Consider the following 14731-nt stretch of genomic DNA (forward strand, 5'->3'; position numbering starts at 1 on the left):
CCTAACCCCTCCCTAAAAAGTATCCTTAACAGCCTTTTCTAAGATGCTCAAGCCTTGGTCTAAATCTTTTTCATTAATATTTAGTGGTAACATTAAACGGATGGTCTGGCCTTGCACTCCACAATTCATAATTAAAAGCTTATTATCCAAACATTTCTGTTTTATGGCTGGTACTGCATGGCTGGCAATATCATCATGGAATTCAATTCCGATCATCAAGCCCAAACCGCGAATATCTTTTATTCCTGGTAGCCCTTTTAGTGACTCTCGTAAGCGTTCCACAATCTTCGCCCCTATATCTCTACTGCGGTCTACTAATCCATCTGCTTCAATCACTTTAATGTTTGCAAGTGCTGCTGCACATGAAATTGGATTTCCACCAAATGTTGAACCATGACCACCAACAGGCCATTTTTCGTGAATTTCCCTACTTGCAACAATTGCACCAAGGGGCATGCCGCCTGATAAAGCCTTTGCCAAAACCATAATGTCTGGACATACTCCAGAATGCTCTGCAGCAAACATTTTACCTGTGCGTCCAAATCCAGTTTGAACTTCATCAAAGATTAATAAAATGCCGTGCTGTTTAGTGATTTTCTTCAGCTCACGTAAAAATTCAGGTGGTGCCGGGAAGTAACCGCCTTCCCCCATGACAGGTTCAATGACAATGGCAGCCACTCGCGAAGGATCGATACGTAAATCAAAGATTTTTTGTAGCTGGTGTAAACAGTAGGAGGTTACCTCATCTTCCTTTACACCTTTTAATTGGGTGGGATAAGGGTAAGGAGCATGATACACTTCACCTAAGATAGGTTCATAGTATTTTCGATATTTGGAACTGGAAGCTGTAATGGCTGTGGCACCGAGTGTTCTGCCGTGAAAGGATCCTTCGAAAGCTATGATTCCTGGTCTTCCCGTTGCCGCGCGTGCTAGTTTAATTGCACCGTCAATGGCTTCTCCTCCTGAATTGGAGAAAAAGACCGTATCCAGATTTCCAGGTGTGATGGCTGCGATTTTTTCTGCAAGATTTGCAGCTGATGCATAATAACCGTAATTCAAACCAAAATGTATGAAAGACTCTGCTTGATCTTTAATTGCATCTACCATTACGTCATTGGCATGGCCGACGGCATTAACGGCCACTCCGGAAACAAAATCGATATATTCATCTCCATCTGCTGTCCAAAACCTGGCACCTTTCGCCTTTTCTATGACTAATTCTGTTACCCTTGTCATTACAGGGGATAAATGCTTTCTAGCTTTATCCTGAATTTCACTCGTTTTATTTTGCAATCTCATGCGACTTTTCCTCCTTTAATTCCTCAATAAAGATTTGAAGTGATTGTTCCAAAACACTCATAATTTCGTCTATTTCGGACTTTGTAACATTTAGTGGTGGTGTAATTAATAGATGGTCACCTGAATGTCCATTGATCGAACCACTGCCAGGATAAAAAACAGCACCCATGCTCATGGCAATACTATTTATTCGCTCCGAAGCCTGTATTTTTCCTGGAAAAGGAGTTCCTTTATCTCCATCGACAGCTAATTCGATCCCCAATAAAAGCCCTTCTCCACGGATATCAAAGATAATTGGACAAGCACTTTTCAAATTCATTAGCCTATCCTTTAAATATTGACCGGATTCTTGTACATTTTTAAGAATCGATTCTCTTTCATAAATCGTTAAAACCGATAAGCCGGCTGCCAATGATACAGGGTGTCCGCTGTAAGTATAACCATGAACGAATTTTCCTTTACTGTTCTGCAGCAAACCTTTAATAATACGGTCATGGACAATCATACCCGCCAGAGGTGCATATCCTGCTGATACACCTTTTCCAAATGTAATAATGTCAGGAGTCACCCCGAAATGCTGGATGCCAAAGTCCTTCCCAGTACGACCAAAGCCAGTCATGACTTCATCCACTATCAAAAGGATATTGTACTTGTCGCATATGTTTCGGATTTCTTTAAAATAAGCTTCTGGTGGACTGACTGCACCAAGCTGGCTACCCACTATTGGTTCAGCAATAAAGGCAGAGATGTTCTCAGGGCCCAATTCAAGAATGACGCTTTCAAGATTACCCACACATGACCAGTTTTTTTTCGCATCGCAATCATCCTGTTCACGCTGATAAGGACATCTTTTACAATTTGGGGAATGGATGTGGCTGAAATTCAACAGGTTAGGTGTATACATTTGTCGCCGTTTGATATCTCCCCCAGCAGACAGCGAGCCGTATGTATTGCCATGGTAAGATTGCCATCTACCAATGACAATGTGCTTCTCAGGCCTTCCAGCATCTTTATGGAATTGTCTTGCAAGCTTGATCGCACTCTCATTCGCCTCTGAACCGCCACTTGTAAAATAAACCTTATCCAAAGAAGAAGGAGCGAGCTTCGCAATTTTCTCCGCAAGCTCGAATAAGACGTCGGTTTCAAATCTCATGCTGTGGACAAAGGCAGCTTTCTTGGCTTGCAAAGCCATAGCATCAGCAATTTCTTCGACACCGTGGCCTAAATTTGCAGCTACCGCTCCTGAGCAGGCATCAATATATCGCTTTCCATCCTCATCAAATAGGTAGATTCCTTCCCCGTGTGTGATAATCGGGTATGTCTTTGTAAAATCCCTATGAAATACATAATCTTCTTTTAACTCTCTTTCCATCGTTCCACCACCATTGAAATTCCTTGGCCTCCTGCAACACACAATGTTGCCAATCCGTACGTTAATTTTGTTTTTTGAAGCTCGTGGATAAGAGTCACTAGTAATCTTGCACCTGAACATCCTAATGGATGACCTAAGGCAATAGCCCCACCATTTACATTCACTTTTTTCCTGTCAACCCCTGGCCATTGCTTCAGGCAGGCTAAAGCTTGTGCAGCAAAGGCTTCATTCAACTCTATTAAATCCATGTCATGAATCGTTAACCCTGCTTTTGCCAACGCCTTTTCGCTTGCAGAAACAGGACCCATCCCCATTTCTTTTGGTGATACTCCACTAGTAGCCCACGATTTAATATACGCTAGCGGAGTCAATCCAAGACTAGTTGCTTTTTCTTCACTCATTAACATAAGGACAGCCGCACCATCATTCCTTCCCGAGGAATTTCCAGCTGTAACCGATCCATATCTCTTAAAGGCAGGCTCGAGTTTTGCCAGTTTATCAAAAGAGGTTCTCCTTGGATGTTCATCAACCGCGAATAATCCTGTCTCACCCTTTCCACTAGCCATACTAACTGGGACGATTTCATCTGAAAAACGATCGCTTTCTATTGCCCTCCAGGCTTTTTCTTGGCTATCAAGTGCGAATCGGTCTTGCTCTTCTCTTGTAATCTCGTACTTTTCCGATAACCACTCTGCCGTTTCTCCCATGGTAAAAGATCCATATCTATTCTGAGGTTGGGAGCACGGCTGACTACGTATATTTGAATCTAGTAATGTCAGATTCCCAGGCTTTATCCCTTGTCGGTTTCCTACAAAATAGTAAGGAGCTTGTGACATGCTTTCTACCCCACCAGCCAGTACCACATCAGAAGTTTCAGTCAAAATAGACATGACGCCGTTGATAACGGCCTGTAGTCCTGAACCACATTGTTTCTGGATGGTATGGCCAATCACTTCTTCAGGAAAGCCAGCCTTTAATGAAGCAACGCGGGCAATATTGGGTGTTTCAGCACTTTGCTTCGTTTGTCCTATGATAACTTCATTTACGATGGAAGAGTCATAGCCGATGGAAGAAAGATTATTATTCATGACAACGGTCAATAAATCTTCGGGTGGCAAAGCTGAAAGAGAGCCTCCATATTTTCCGATTGCAGTCCTTAATGCACTAACAATCACCACCATTAATCCTTCACCATCCCGTTCTGTACCGAATCTAGATTTAGATTTTCTGAGACCTTGAAGTTTGCTTCAGTATGTTTTTGAATATGATTGACGGAGATTCCAGGTGCTGTTTCAATCAAGGTTAATCCGCCTTCACCCACCTCAAACACAGCAAGTTCTGTAATAATTAAATCGACTTTCCTTTCAGAGGTGATCGGATATTGTAATTCTTTTACAATTTTCGATTCCCCCTCTTTTGTGGTATGAAGGGTGGTGACAATCACTTTTTTCGAGCCTTCTAAAAGATCCATTGCCCCTCCGACACCTAGCACGCTTTTTCCTGGTACGGCCCAGTTTGCCACTCTTCCCTTTTCGTCCACTTGAAGAACACCTAGTATTGATACATCCACATGGCCACCACGGATCATGGCAAAGGAGGAAGCACTGTCAAAAAAAGACGAACCTACCTCGACTGTGACTGGAAGCTTTCCAGCATTCACTAAATTTTTATCCACTTGATCTGGTGTAGGGGAAGGTCCTACGCCTAAAATTCCATTCTCAGAATGGAGAAACACTGTGATCCCATCTGGAAGATAATCCGCCACTAACGTTGGTATACCAATCCCCAGGTTCACAATATCACCATCATTCAGTGCCTGAGCTGCCCTTCTTGCAATAAAGTCCTTGTGACTCATGGCATCTCCACCTCCTTTTTCACAACAAAATCTACGAATAAATGTGGTGTCACAATCTCCTCAGGTGTCAGTTCACCAACTCCTACTATTTCATCCACCTCGGCAATGACTACTTTTGCCGCAGTCGCCATGTTCGGATTGAAGTTTCGGGCTGATTTTGTATAGACGAGGTTGCCATGTACATCCGCTTTATGTGCTTTTATTAGCGCAAAATCTGCTTTTAAGGAAGGTTGCAATATATACTTCTTATTTTCAATGACTATTTCTTCTTTACCACTGGCTATTAATGTCCCCACACCAACAGGCGTATAAAATCCAGCAATTCCAGCTCCTCCTGCGCGAATCGCTTCTGATAAGGTTCCTTGAGGGATCAATTCAATTTCCAACTCACCTATCTGATATGCCTTCACTACATCTGGATTGGAGGTGAAGTATGAACCTATACCTTTTTTCACTCGCTTATTCCTAACCAGAATGCCTAAACCCCTGCCTGGCTCACCTAGGTTATTACTAATAATCTCCAAATCTTTCACTCCCGAAAGAAATAAAGAATGAATCAAGGTTAAAGGGCTACCTACCAAACCAAAACCGCCCACCATGATTCTGCTTCCGTCCGGTATCATGGAAGCTGCTGCTTCAGCTGAAATTAGCTTTTTCATTCTAGTTCCTCCAAATCAATGATTTCTCCCTGTCCAATCCAAAGAAAAAAGCTGAGCAGAATTGTAATAAGTTACAAAATTCATAAGAATTTCGTTACCTTTCCAATCCACTCAGCTTTAATAAGACCATGAGAGAGGGAAATCTCCCACTTTATTAAAACTAATTCTTTATTTTATTTGAGGTAGAGTCCCAATATCTTTGTACTGCAGCCTGCAATGCTACAATGATTGCCTGTTGAGATGGGGCGAAATAATGCTCTTTAATGGTTTGGATTAACGGATCAAGTCCCTCATTTAAACAGTATCCAATCAAGATTCTCTCAAAAAAGTCCTTCGTTAAGCCAGTTACAAAAGTAAAATCAGCCTTTACGATCCTATGTGTCTGATGATTAATTTCAAGGACAATCCCCGCATGTTTGTATAGCTCATACATAGAAGTTCCCTGTGGAGCTTTTGCATAACCAGTGACAATTACAGTATCTAGAGTATGAATAGTAATTCCCCCCACAAACAGAAACGCATTTTTTTATTAACATTTATTGAGAAGTATTATATTAGTCAATATATGAAAATGAATCGTTTTCATGCATCATTTTTGGTTTGTAGCCTATGATTTTACTAGTTTCCATTGTTGCCAAAGCTTATCTAATTGTTGTCTTGCTTCAAATACTTTAGGATGAAATTGAATAGATGAAAGTTTTCTAACCTCTTCCACATGTGAAATACTTTCCTCGATATCAGAATCACTGATTTTTCCAATATCCAATTTTCTGCTAATGGTACGTCCCACCAATTTACCCTGCGCCATAGCCACTTTCGCACCCTCGATCCCTGTAATGTTACCCGCAACAAAGAGATTGGAGACTGTGGTTTCTAGTTCATGGTTATGTAAAGGCACTATCCCTGATAACCCTTCCAATTTAACAAACTTACATCCAGCTGTAGCAGCCAACTCGTATAAGGGACTCAATCCACCCGAAATACAAACGGCATCTACTTCAATGTTCTTTAGACCACCAGTAGGATTGCCATCAATGTCTATTGTTGAAACGGTCACACTCTCGACCTCATGTTCCCCATTGATTGAAAGTAATGTTTTCCTTAAATGAATCGGAATACCCCACATTTTCATGCCCATCCGAGGATACATTTTTGCAGCTATTTTCCTTCCAGTTTTGTTCTGTAAAAGTTTACCTGAAAGTCTTATAAAGCTTGAAGGTGCATAATTTGTCATATCCTTCATGTCCTCTAATTGTAATAAAGGAGTGGCCTGTTTTGAAAATGGGGATTTTGGTAGCATATAAATTCCTTGGATTTTCGCACCAGCTAACTTCATGGATCTACCAATCGTTAAAGATAGTATATCAATCCCTAAAATGAGAATTTTTTGACCCGGCAACACATGATAGACATTAGTCATGACTTGGGCAGCCCCGATAGAAATTACACCAGGTAATGTCCATCCAGGTATGGGGATTGGTTTTTCTACAGCACCAGTTGCCAGTAGTACCACATTAGCTTCGATCTCCAATCCTGCTTCGTCCTTAACTAGGTCAGATATATAGACTTTCCATCCAGGCTCCAAGCCCCAAACCTGTTTATTGGATAGAAATATTACATTTGCACCTTGTGCTTCCTTTTGCAGAGATTGAGCTAATTCAAACCCTTTCCACCAAAAGCCATGCTTTCCCTCCTGATGTAGCTGACCGAGTAATTTTCCCCCTAATCTTGGGTGGTCGTCGACTAAAGCTACCTTACCGCCTCTTTTCCCAATCTCAATTGCAGCAGACAAGCCTGCAGGACCGCCCCCCACCACGACAACATCGACCTTCAATTCCCTCCCCCCTTTACATCACTAGGTCCATTTTTTATGATTCTGAAGAAAAAAATTGATCTCCTTCATTTATGGTTGTCGTGCATGCTTTTACTAAACCCTGTTTAGATTGATGAATCCTGCACTCATAACATTGACCTATCCCACAATACATGCCTCTAGGTTCATTATTTTTCTCACTAATACGTAAGGCTTTTACACCATTTGCCCATAACGCAATAGCCACCGTATCTCCTTCTAACCCTTCATAGCGTACATAATTAAAAGAAAAAGAGATGGTTTTATTGGACCGAGGCGATAACATTGGATGCTGGATTCTCATTTTATGTCTCCCTTCTCAAAATTTTAGAAAGAGAGACCGGACGAACAGGCAGATGTATGGTAAGTTGACTGGGGCTTTCTAAAAACTCTTTTGTACCTGGTGGAACTAAGGATTCCAAAGACAACCTGCAAATCCTTCCTTGGCAAATACCCATCCCAGCACGAGTTGCCATTTTTAGTTCTTGAGTCGTGCATGCACCTTCAAGAATTGCTAACTCTATTTCTTCAAGTAAAACCTCTTCACATCTACAAATAATGATAGAGCGATTCCACATGTTCATTCCCTGCCTTTTTGCTTGAAACGTGTTACTGAAAAATTCGACAAAATCGATTTTTCAATCGGGTTCCTAATCCCGCGAAAGTGGTAACACAAGCTATGTGCCATGATTTTCCCCATGATTGCTGACATTCCGTAACCATGGCCGTTATAACCTGCAGAGATAAAGGTATTTTCGAGACTATTCAATTTCCCAAAGTAAGGTAAATGATCCTCCGTTAATTCAACGGTCCCAGCAAAAGCCCGAATTAATTGCTTATTTCGGAATGAAGGAAACAGTTCTAGTAATCTACTAGTTAGAAATTCCATTGCAAAGGTAGTGTTAGTAACATCAAATCCAGTAATCTCCCAAGGACCTCCTCCACCGAATATGACATTACCGGCGTGTGTTTGACGTAAATATAATGAATTTCCAGTAACGAAAGGATGAATTCTCCTTCCATTAATTATATCTGTCACTAAAATCTGTGAACGCCTTGGCTTGATGATGATTTGTTCCTGAAGAGCTTTACAAATATCTGTGGTCCATGGTCCTGCACAAATGAGGTAAGCATCGGAATGGTAATTTCCTTGGTCGGTAATCACATACTCTATGAATCCGTTAGTGATATTAAATCCAATTACTTCACAATGATTGACTAAGGTAGCTCCCATTTCATTAAGGTGCTTTAATAGACTTGTTGTCGTTGAAAAAGGGTAACTTTGCGCGTCAGTTTCGCTAAACAATCCCAATTTCACTTCTGGATATATATCTGGAACCAGGTTAATTAATTTTTTTGGGGTCAACTCTTTCATATTCAAACCAGCAGTTCTATATAACTCTTGAGCAGCTAATAGTTTTTCTTTCTCATATTCATTTCTTGCGACCATAACATGACCGGATGAAATAAATTTTGTGTCAATTCCATCTTTATCAAGTGAACTCCATATTTCAGTTGCCAATCGGGCAAAAGGGATTTCTACTAGCTCCCTACCTAATGTAAGGACACCTCCTCCATTTCTACCAGAAGCGGCAGCTCCAAATGACTCTTTTTCTAAAACGGTGATATGGAACCCACATTTTATCAAAAAATAGGCAGACATGAGTCCAACAATGCCACCACCTATGATGGTAATATGGGGTTTAGTTTTTACTATTTTTTCTTCTGATAAAAACTCTTTCAGATAGGTATAAGTGTCTTTTGCTTGTTTAGCTGACTGATCAGTTTCTTGATTAACTTGTAAACTTAACAGACTGAGACGATTCATTGCAGGGCTTCCTTTTCATGATTTTAATAGTTTACTTTACTAACCGTAAAAATGAGTTCAGCCTCTCACTTTTCGGATTAGTCAATACTACCTTCGGATCTCCCTCTTCCTCAATGACACCGCCATGCATGAAAATCACTCGGTCTGCGACCTCTTTTGCAAACCCCATCTCATGCGTTACAATCACCATGGTCATGCCCTCCAGTGCCAATTGCTTCATAACCTGTAAGACTTCCCCTACCAATTCTGGGTCCAGTGCAGAGGTCGGTTCATCGAATAGCATGATTTTCGGATTCATTGCGAGGGATCGTGCTATTGCCACCCGTTGCTGTTGTCCTCCCGAGAGCTTCTTTGGGTATACATCTTTTTTATCCTTCAGACCCACTTTTTCTAAGAGTTTTATCGCTGCAAGCTCCGCTTCGGCTTTGGTTTGTTTTAATACTTGAATCGGTCCCACTGTTACGTTATCCAAAACTGTCAAATGGGGAAATAAATTAAATTGTTGAAAGACCATACCTACCTCTTGCCTAATTTTGCTGATATTCTTCACAGAATTATCCAAGGCAATCTGATCGATCGTAATTTTTCCGCTTGACACGCTTTCTAGTCGATTCAGACATCTAAGCAAAGTACTTTTTCCAGAACCACTGGCACCGATCAGAGCGACTACTTCACCCTTTTTAATTTGAAGGTCAATCCCTTTTAAAACTTCTAATCGATCAAAGCTCTTATGAAGATTTTCAACAAGAATGATGGGGGGTACTATGCCAACTTCTTCGATCTTCCTAGCTTCCACTTCAATTTCCTCCTAGCGTTCACTAATGGACATTCGATGTTCAACCTTGTTCAAAATAAATGTAAAGATGGTGGTCATCACAAGATAGAAACCAGCTGCGACAATATAGAATTCTATAAATGCATAATTTGTAGATGCAAAGCGCTGTGAAACCATCATAAGTTCAGAAACCGTTACAAGGGATGCTAATGAAGAATCCTTCAACATCATAACCGCTTGATTTCCAAGTGATGGAACACTAACTCTAATTGCTTGAGGCAATATGATTTTTTTCATAATTGCGGGATATCTCATTCCTAGTGATTCCGCAGCCTCTACTTGTCCTGTTGGTACAGACATGATGCCCCCACGATAAATTTCAGCGATGTACGCGGCAGCATTCATCCCCAAGGCAATGACTGATGATAGAAATGGGGAAAGCTCAATCCCTATTTGCGGCAAGCCAAAATAAACAAGAAACAATTGAACCAGCATAGGGGTACCACGTATGATCCAAATATAGAACTGAGCAATATAAGACAAAACCTTGATTTTGGAAATCCTCATTAAAGCAATGAATAGACCTAAGACTAGTCCAACTATGATAGATACAAGAGACAGTTGCATTGTTACAACTGCCGCCTTGATCAAGAATGGAATAAACTCGCCAACTAAACTAAAATTCAGCATTATATCTCTCCTTAGCGAATATCCTCACCGAACCATTTCTTACTAATTTCTTCATAGGTCCCATCTTCCATCATGCCTTTAAGGTGCTTATTAATTTCTGCTTTTAATGCTTCTTCATTTTTGTTTAGAGTGATACCTGCAGCATCTTGGATCAGCATGTCACCTACAGTCTTAAATGGGTAACCTTTTTCTTGTATCATCCTAGCTCCGACTGCTTTATCGGTAATTACACCTACGACACGCTTATTAGCTAAGTCCTGGAAAGTTAAAAGATCACTTTTATATGCCACTACGCTTGCGCCAAGTTCAGTTGCTTTCTTTTCAAAGGTTGTACCAATTCCTACCCCTATTTTTTTACCTTTAATATCTGTTGCAGGATCTTTTATTTCTGTATAGTCTTCGTTAACAAATAATTGAGCTCCGGTATGATAGTATGGGTCTGTGAAGTCCACTTTTTGTTTTCTCTCTTCAGTTATAGACATACTTGATAGGATAATGTCGTATTTTTTTGTCAGCAAACCACCTATGATAGTGTCCCATGGCGTAGGAACGTAATTAGGCTTAACTCCCATTCTCTTTGTAATTTCGTCTGCAATATCGACGTCAAATCCTATTAACTTATTGCTCTCATCAAAGTAGTTAAATGGAGGATATGCGCCTTCAATTCCAATATCAATAACTCCAGCCTTTTGAATTTCCGCCAAAACCCCAGTGTCTTTTTTCTCATCCTGTTTCCCATTTGATGTGCTTTTCTCACTTTTGCCACACGCTGCAAGCATGAATACTAAACATAATGTCAGAGCAAATATGATAGTTTTCTTCAAATTTCTTCCCCCTTGTAAATAGTTTTTATAGAGATCCTAGAAATATTTAATAAACTTCTAGAATGGTAACAACGGTAAAAGTCATAAATTAATAACCATTATTCAGATTGGGACAAGATTATGTATAATAAAAAACCGTCCAAGCATGAATACTCCAAATGAATAGAATACCTATTCATACGAAAGTAATCATGGTTGAACGGATCTAATGGGAAAATGAAAAGAGGTTTTCTTTTCATAGCATTATAACCAAACCAGTGATTGTGCGCACACTAATGTAAGCGCTTATCCAATTTATATGTGAAATTCAAATAATTATATCTTAATGAAAAATTAATATTTATTTCAGTAAGGAAAAACCTTTATTATAATAATCCATCATGATTTCTTCAGGAACCATGCTTCCACCGGTAGCCCACATGAGATGAGTTGCATTTTTCAGTTTATCATCTAAATTTTTCTTCTGGATGTACTCTTGTCCATCTTGTTCTATACATAGCTTTACCGGACCTATTACACCTGCCAATGCAGACGGCTCCAAGCAAATGTTTTCTGTATCTCTCATTAAAGCTAATAGTCTATATAATTCATCATCACTAACGGTATAGTCTCCGCTTAATATTGGCTCGATCACTTTACCTACAAAACCTGACGCTCTTCCGACCGCAAGACCATCAGCTGCAGTAATATTGTCTATTCCAATATCTTGTACAGAAATTTTATCATGAAGCCCTGTCATTAAACCTAATAGCATACATGGCGAATGAGTAGGCTCAGCAAAGAAGCAATGTACATGGTCTTGTAACATAAGTTTTAGACCAAAAGCTACTCCACCTGGTCCACCGCCTACTCCACATGGAAGATATACAAAAAGTGGATGATTTTCATCAACAATAACATTAAGATCTTCTAATTGTTTTGTTAAGCGTAATGCTGCTACAGCGTAGCCTAAAAATAAATCTCTAGAATTTTCATCATCAATAAAGTAGCAATTCGGATCACTTTGAGCTTGTTTACGTCCTTCCTCCACTGCTTTACTGTAATCTTCTTTATACTCGATAACCGTCACGCCTTTACTTCTAAGGAGATCTTTTTTCCATTGCTTTGCATCTGCAGACATGTGAACAATTACCTTAAAACCAATTTTGGCACTCATGATGCCAATACTTAAACCTAAGTTACCGGTAGAACCCACTGCAATAGAAAATTTTGAAAAGAAAATTTTGAACTTTTCACTATCTAAAACGGAATAATCATCTTCTAACCTTATCATTCCATATTGGAGTGCCAAGTCTTCTGCATGTTTCAGAACCTCGTAAATTCCCCCTCTGGCTTTGATAGATCCAGAGATAGGGAGATCATTATCACACTTTAATAAAAATTTACCTGGCAATGATTGTTGATAGATTTGTTCTAACTTTTGTTTAAAAACTGGTATTTCAGCGATTGGAGATTCTATGATACCGTTTAGGTTCCTAGTCTCTAGAAATACATTAGCAATGTATGGTGCAAAACGCTTTAACCGTTCCTCTGCAGCCTGTACATCTTCAACTTTAAGTGGAAGATTATTAGCACTATTCTGATAGGGTTCATATTTAGGATTTGACCAAAATACTTCCTTAAAATTGACTAAATCCGTAATTAAAGGGTATTCTTTAATCCATTCTTGTGTAGTTTTCATCTCTATTCTCCTCGACTGGAATCATCCGAATTTAATATCAAAATTATTGTTATTAATAATTTGGCTGTGTTAAAGTCCATTGTTGATTTTTAGCTCTTTGCTGATTGGAGTGGAGGGCGCTTGACTCCTGGGGGATTAGCGTTACAGGCTCGGCGAACGCCCCCCGGAAAGCAAGCGTCTGGAACGGAAATCAACAGGCAAGTTTAACAGAGCCAATAATTTAATAATATCAGGATGTCATTTTAATGCCCATTACTCCAGCTATAATAAACAAAATTAGAATAATTCTCATTATGCTTCTTGATTCATTATAAAAGATCATTCCTGCAATAACACTTCCAACTGATCCGATGCCAGTCCATATTGCATAGGCAGTCCCTACTGGAAGAGAAATCAATGACATGGAAAGGAAATAAAAGCTTACACTCCCAAATATAAGGCAAGAAATTGATGGTAGCAATTTTTTAAATCCATCTGCTTGCTTTAGACTTATTACACTACCAATTTCGGCAAACCCTGCAACAAGTAGAAATAACCAAGGCATTAATTCTCCCCCCTATCCTTGTGTAACACGTTTAATTTTTTTTCAGGAATGATTTTTAAACCAATTATGCCTATTATGATAAGAGAAATAAAAAATACTTTTAATGAACTTATGGGCTCTCCCCAAAACAAAACACCAACAATAACTGTACCAATTGTTCCTAAGCCAGTGAAAATGGCGTATCCAGTACCTAGTGATATGGAATATAACGATTTAGAAAGTAAATAGAAACTAAAGAATATGATTAATATTGTAATGATACTAGGTACCAATTTCGTAAAACCGTGTGAATACTTAAGACCAATCACCCAAACAATTTCTAAAAGTCCTGCTATTATTATATATATCCAAGCCATTCTATTGTTCTCCTTCAATATTGACTTTCATTTTCACCCTTTAGTAAATTAAACGATAGAATACTTGGAATGTTCGTTATAAAGTACGAAACGTACCCAAATCCTGTTACGCTTATTTTATGATTGCTAGGTTTTCCATATATCTATAAATTGCATTTGCAACACCATTTTCATCATTCCTTAAGGTGGTCGTTGTACATGCAGCTTTTATTTCCTCATTTGCATTCCCCATTGCAACACTATACCGAACTTTCTCGAACATAGATAAATCATTATTGCTGTCACCAATTGCCATGGACTGATTTAAGGAGCCATTCAACAAGTATGCTAATTTTTCAAGGGCTAACCCTTTTGTCGCACTTTTACTAGTCATTTCAATGTTATGGTCTGCAGAGGATACAACCACTAACTCTTTATACTCTTTGAATTGGTCTCGTGCTTCCTCTAATTTTTTCATATCAAATGAACACGCAAGAATATTAAAAAATTCTTCCTTCTGTTCAAATATATTTTGATAGTTATCAACTAAAATATATCCAAACTGATCAAATTGTCGTTCCGCAACATCTACTACTTCTCTCATCTTTTCATCCAAATCTTTGCTTTTTAAACTATTAATCTCATTTTCGAATTGTTCTTTTGCTTTTTTAATGGTATAAATTGCTTTGTCAGTAAACACCTCGTAATAATAATTCCTTTCATCTAACCATTTCACAATAGATTTGACACATTCATTATCCAATACGATTGAAGAAAGATTCCTTCCATCTTTTGTATGAATAGTTGACCCATTTGTCCCGATGACAAATGTTGATATTCCAGCTTTCTTACATATTGCTTTCACGTCAAAGTAAGCCCTTCCCGTTGAAATGACTACCTCAATCCCTTTATCCTGTGCATAATTTATTGCCTTAATATTTTCTTCACTTATTTCATTTTGATCGTTAAGTAATGTTCCATCTAAATCAATTGCAATGAATCCCATTGTGATTAGCT

At 39.1% G+C, this 14731-nt stretch carries 17 protein-coding genes; all 17 read right to left on the minus strand.

Annotation, left to right across the window (positions count from 1 at the left end; genetic code table 11):
• Nucleotides 1-12 precede the first annotated feature (12 nt).
• Nucleotides 13-1299 carry an aspartate aminotransferase family protein gene (locus G3O09_RS03055; RefSeq protein ID WP_163099978.1) on the minus strand — a complete coding sequence of 429 codons (1287 nt, stop codon included), beginning with the start codon at nucleotides 1297-1299 and terminating at the stop codon, nucleotides 13-15.
• Nucleotides 1283-2671, minus strand: a complete 1389-nt coding sequence (locus G3O09_RS03060) for an aminotransferase family protein (protein WP_163099979.1) — start codon at nucleotides 2669-2671, stop codon at nucleotides 1283-1285. Before G3O09_RS03060 ends, G3O09_RS03055 begins: the two co-directional genes overlap by 17 nt.
• On the minus strand, nucleotides 2656-3852 hold the full coding sequence (locus G3O09_RS03065) for a thiolase family protein (RefSeq protein ID WP_163099980.1): 1197 nt from the start codon (nucleotides 3850-3852) through the stop codon (nucleotides 2656-2658). Before G3O09_RS03065 ends, G3O09_RS03060 begins: the two co-directional genes overlap by 16 nt.
• The gene (locus G3O09_RS03070) at nucleotides 3852-4526 is read right to left on the minus strand and encodes a 3-oxoacid CoA-transferase subunit B (RefSeq protein ID WP_163099981.1); all 675 of its coding nucleotides are present in this window, start codon (nucleotides 4524-4526) and stop codon (nucleotides 3852-3854) included. The genes G3O09_RS03065 and G3O09_RS03070 overlap by 1 nt, the downstream gene beginning before the upstream one ends.
• On the minus strand, nucleotides 4523-5185 hold the full coding sequence (locus G3O09_RS03075) for a CoA transferase subunit A (RefSeq protein ID WP_163099982.1): 663 nt from the start codon (nucleotides 5183-5185) through the stop codon (nucleotides 4523-4525). The genes G3O09_RS03070 and G3O09_RS03075 overlap by 4 nt, the downstream gene beginning before the upstream one ends.
• 160 nt (nucleotides 5186-5345) lie before the next feature.
• Nucleotides 5346-5693 (minus strand): DUF3870 domain-containing protein, encoded by a 348-nt coding sequence (locus G3O09_RS03080; protein ID WP_240338317.1) that lies wholly within the window; start codon nucleotides 5691-5693, stop codon nucleotides 5346-5348.
• Nucleotides 5694-5792: 99 nt separating this feature from the next.
• Nucleotides 5793-7019 (minus strand): NAD(P)/FAD-dependent oxidoreductase, encoded by a 1227-nt coding sequence (locus tag G3O09_RS03085; protein ID WP_163099983.1) that lies wholly within the window; start codon nucleotides 7017-7019, stop codon nucleotides 5793-5795.
• A 34-nt stretch (nucleotides 7020-7053) separates the two neighbouring features.
• On the minus strand, nucleotides 7054-7341 hold the full coding sequence (locus tag G3O09_RS03090) for a (2Fe-2S)-binding protein (RefSeq protein WP_163099985.1): 288 nt from the start codon (nucleotides 7339-7341) through the stop codon (nucleotides 7054-7056).
• 1 nt (nucleotide 7342) lies between these two features.
• The gene (locus G3O09_RS03095) at nucleotides 7343-7615 is read right to left on the minus strand and encodes a (2Fe-2S)-binding protein (RefSeq protein WP_163099987.1); all 273 of its coding nucleotides are present in this window, start codon (nucleotides 7613-7615) and stop codon (nucleotides 7343-7345) included.
• Between the two features lie 2 nt (nucleotides 7616-7617).
• Nucleotides 7618-8865 carry an NAD(P)/FAD-dependent oxidoreductase gene (locus G3O09_RS03100; protein ID WP_163099989.1) on the minus strand — a complete coding sequence of 416 codons (1248 nt, stop codon included), beginning with the start codon at nucleotides 8863-8865 and terminating at the stop codon, nucleotides 7618-7620.
• Between the two features lie 31 nt (nucleotides 8866-8896).
• Nucleotides 8897-9619, minus strand: coding sequence for an amino acid ABC transporter ATP-binding protein (locus G3O09_RS03105; RefSeq protein WP_163100262.1), 723 nt, complete (start codon nucleotides 9617-9619; stop codon nucleotides 8897-8899).
• A 54-nt stretch (nucleotides 9620-9673) separates the two neighbouring features.
• Nucleotides 9674-10330 (minus strand): amino acid ABC transporter permease, encoded by a 657-nt coding sequence (locus G3O09_RS03110; RefSeq protein ID WP_205439594.1) that lies wholly within the window; start codon nucleotides 10328-10330, stop codon nucleotides 9674-9676.
• An 11-nt stretch (nucleotides 10331-10341) separates the two neighbouring features.
• Complete coding sequence (locus G3O09_RS03115) at nucleotides 10342-11154, minus strand: transporter substrate-binding domain-containing protein (protein ID WP_205439595.1); 813 nt, start codon at nucleotides 11152-11154, stop codon at nucleotides 10342-10344.
• Nucleotides 11155-11494: 340 nt separating this feature from the next.
• Nucleotides 11495-12835 (minus strand): D-serine ammonia-lyase, encoded by a 1341-nt coding sequence (dsdA, locus tag G3O09_RS03120; RefSeq protein WP_163099991.1) that lies wholly within the window; start codon nucleotides 12833-12835, stop codon nucleotides 11495-11497.
• A gap of 229 nt (nucleotides 12836-13064) precedes the next feature.
• Nucleotides 13065-13379 carry a DMT family transporter gene (locus tag G3O09_RS03125; RefSeq protein ID WP_163099993.1) on the minus strand — a complete coding sequence of 105 codons (315 nt, stop codon included), beginning with the start codon at nucleotides 13377-13379 and terminating at the stop codon, nucleotides 13065-13067.
• Nucleotides 13379-13735, minus strand: coding sequence for a DMT family transporter (locus G3O09_RS03130; RefSeq protein WP_163099995.1), 357 nt, complete (start codon nucleotides 13733-13735; stop codon nucleotides 13379-13381). Before G3O09_RS03130 ends, G3O09_RS03125 begins: the two co-directional genes overlap by 1 nt.
• A gap of 112 nt (nucleotides 13736-13847) precedes the next feature.
• The gene (locus G3O09_RS03135) at nucleotides 13848-14720 is read right to left on the minus strand and encodes a Cof-type HAD-IIB family hydrolase (protein WP_163099997.1); all 873 of its coding nucleotides are present in this window, start codon (nucleotides 14718-14720) and stop codon (nucleotides 13848-13850) included.
• Between the last annotated feature and the right edge of the window lie 11 nt (nucleotides 14721-14731).

The sequence above is a fragment of the Peribacillus alkalitolerans genome (assembly GCF_010882125.1).
GTDB classification, from domain to species: domain Bacteria; phylum Bacillota; class Bacilli; order Bacillales; family DSM-1321; genus Bacillus_BN; species Bacillus_BN alkalitolerans.

Bases quoted from the DNA above. Each gene is read 5' to 3' on its own strand.
- G3O09_RS03095 (WP_163099987.1), bottom strand. From the start codon at position 7,615: ATGTGGAATCGCTCTATCATTATTTGTAGATGTGAAGAGGTTTTACTT.
- dsdA (WP_163099991.1), bottom strand. From the start codon at position 12,835: ATGAAAACTACACAAGAATGGATTAAAGAATACCCTTTAATTACGGAT.
- G3O09_RS03135 (WP_163099997.1), bottom strand. From the start codon at position 14,720: ATGGGATTCATTGCAATTGATTTAGATGGAACATTACTTAACGATCAA.
- G3O09_RS03100 (WP_163099989.1), bottom strand. From the start codon at position 8,865: ATGAATCGTCTCAGTCTGTTAAGTTTACAAGTTAATCAAGAAACTGAT.
- G3O09_RS03090 (WP_163099985.1), bottom strand. From the start codon at position 7,341: ATGAGAATCCAGCATCCAATGTTATCGCCTCGGTCCAATAAAACCATC.
- G3O09_RS03065 (WP_163099980.1), bottom strand. From the start codon at position 3,852: ATGGTGGTGATTGTTAGTGCATTAAGGACTGCAATCGGAAAATATGGA.
- G3O09_RS03070 (WP_163099981.1), bottom strand. From the start codon at position 4,526: ATGAGTCACAAGGACTTTATTGCAAGAAGGGCAGCTCAGGCACTGAAT.
- G3O09_RS03060 (WP_163099979.1), bottom strand. From the start codon at position 2,671: ATGGAAAGAGAGTTAAAAGAAGATTATGTATTTCATAGGGATTTTACA.
- G3O09_RS03125 (WP_163099993.1), bottom strand. From the start codon at position 13,379: ATGCCTTGGTTATTTCTACTTGTTGCAGGGTTTGCCGAAATTGGTAGT.
- G3O09_RS03055 (WP_163099978.1), bottom strand. From the start codon at position 1,299: ATGAGATTGCAAAATAAAACGAGTGAAATTCAGGATAAAGCTAGAAAG.
- G3O09_RS03130 (WP_163099995.1), bottom strand. From the start codon at position 13,735: ATGGCTTGGATATATATAATAATAGCAGGACTTTTAGAAATTGTTTGG.
- G3O09_RS03110 (WP_205439594.1), bottom strand. From the start codon at position 10,330: ATGCTGAATTTTAGTTTAGTTGGCGAGTTTATTCCATTCTTGATCAAG.
- G3O09_RS03075 (WP_163099982.1), bottom strand. From the start codon at position 5,185: ATGAAAAAGCTAATTTCAGCTGAAGCAGCAGCTTCCATGATACCGGAC.